Here is a 1889-nt window from a genome sequence, read left to right as displayed (position 1 = left end):
GTATCTTAATGCACCCTCGGGATCGTGAATGTCTTGGGTAAGTAGAAAACCTTTGTCAGTTCCTTTTTTACTCAACCATAACCAAAACTCAGAGCGGCCGTAACGGCCACGGTTAAACCACAGCTCTCCTTCACACTCTGACCACTCAGCCTCAAAGGAGATTTTTGTTGGCCAACCACCATACAGTCTCACGATACCATTTTCTCGGTCTAAAATATTGTAGCGAATAACGTTCGTTTTTTGGGCGTATATATATTAAGTACCCCAATGCTATAACTGCAGGCAATCCGAAGATCCACGCTGGCTCTTCAAGTGCTTTTTCAAAATCTAATAACATTACAATAATTATAGGTACATAAAAAATGCTACTAAATATCATAATAAGCTTTCCTAGCCACCCCAAATTAAACGCCTTATCCACATCACTGTGACGCTTAATATGCTTATCGGTAATTTCTTCATCTGGTTTTGGTGAAGTCCAGCCAAAGCAGTCAAATGGTCTAAGCTGTTGCTTAGGCAATAAGTATTTCCAGGACAGTTTCATTGTTTAACTATTCTCTCCATGTGTAAAGTTATAGTGAGCCGAAAGAGTTGTTCAGCTTTTCTATTTGTTGGTACTGGTAACTGCCCAATTGTTTTGTTACCGACTCTGTCAACCAGTCTTGACTGATGGGTAAAACCGTTCGCTCATCACCCATAACGTCAAGCCGAACCTTTAGCTCTATCACTGCTGGCCCATTTTGATAATTCGTTAAGAGCTGTTGTAACTTTATGGTTTTTGGGCCATTGCCTGGTACGGCAAACTGCTGAACACTGCCCTTAACAACCGAGCGATTATTACAGGTTAATTCCACAATTAAATTGCTCTTATTGTCAATAAAATAAGGTAAATGGATGTCCGCATATATAGCAGGGGTAAAGCGCAAGGACGCGCTGAACAATCTCTCCGGACCTGATCAGAATAATGTCCTGCGGAGACGGTTCATCTTTAACTGCTTTCAACTAACTGTTTAAATTCGTAATCATTCATAAACATTGACCGATTTGGCGTAACTCCAACCTTGGTTAAGGGATTCAGTTCAAATCCATGTGTACACTAAGTAATTTCGAAAATATATTTGCTCATTCACTTCGATGAGTAGAAAGGATTTGCCTTTAGTTTTTCTATAAAGTAACTCGATCTTAAACTTTTAAATCCAGTCACCCGACTCAAAATATTTTTGTAAGTCACGTCGCGCCTCCTCACACATTTTATGATATTCCAAGTGGTCAGCACTACGCCATTTATCTGGATCGCGTTTTTTCTTTTTATCGTATTCTCTTGTCGTTTTATCAAACGGCCGAAAAGGCTCTAAATGCGGCAGATCTGGCAAGGGTTCGTTAATGTCCATAAATTGATTAAATATGCGCAAAGTGACATAAAGGCTATAAATATCACCTGAGGTATTTATATGTATTTCGTTACCACTTATACGGTTAAAAAGTAAAAGATGGAACTCTTGTACTGCATTAACGCTGACGGTATAAAACATGACTGGTACAAACTCAGAATAATGGTATTTTTTAGTTTCGGTATAATCAATATTACGAGCAATAATGAAACCACTTTTTCGATCAAAAACCACATGACTGTAATGAGGAATGTAAGTCATATCGTGGTTTTTTCGATACCAGCGCATATAAAATATGGACAAAAAAACTATACCACTTGTAACCGTAAAAAAACTCCAGTATCCGATCCCAGGATCATCTCTAATAATTAATAACAATATAGATGAAAGAAAAAATACTCCGACCAATAACACACCAAAAAAAGCCAGAATATTCCAGCCATTACCAACAGACTCCTGATGTTGATGGGTATGAATAGGACTGTACCGATGGTATGC

3 protein-coding genes and 1 pseudogene are annotated in these 1889 nt (G+C 38.4%); all 4 read right to left on the bottom strand.

Translation table 11 applies throughout. The annotated features are described in order from the left end of the window. Positions 1-192 (bottom strand): hypothetical protein (locus C8D97_RS18375; RefSeq protein WP_210204993.1); only part of this gene is annotated, 192 nt, incomplete at its 3' end. Next, on the bottom strand, positions 152-544 hold the full coding sequence (locus C8D97_RS17825; RefSeq protein WP_109765165.1) for a hypothetical protein: 393 nt from the start codon (positions 542-544) through the stop codon (positions 152-154). The genes C8D97_RS18375 and C8D97_RS17825, both read right to left, overlap by 41 nt. Positions 545-572: 28 nt before the next feature. After that, the gene (locus C8D97_RS17820) at positions 573-854 is read right to left on the bottom strand and encodes a hypothetical protein (RefSeq protein ID WP_109765164.1); all 282 of its coding nucleotides are present in this window, start codon (positions 852-854) and stop codon (positions 573-575) included. A 336-nt stretch (positions 855-1190) separates the two neighbouring features. Beyond that, positions 1191-1889, bottom strand: a pseudogene (locus C8D97_RS18230) (hypothetical protein); the annotation flags it as partial.

The sequence above is a fragment of the Pleionea mediterranea genome, assembly GCF_003148745.1.
GTDB lineage: Bacteria > Pseudomonadota > Gammaproteobacteria > Enterobacterales > Kangiellaceae > Pleionea > Pleionea mediterranea.
This window is presented reverse-complemented; position numbering and strand designations above follow the sequence as displayed.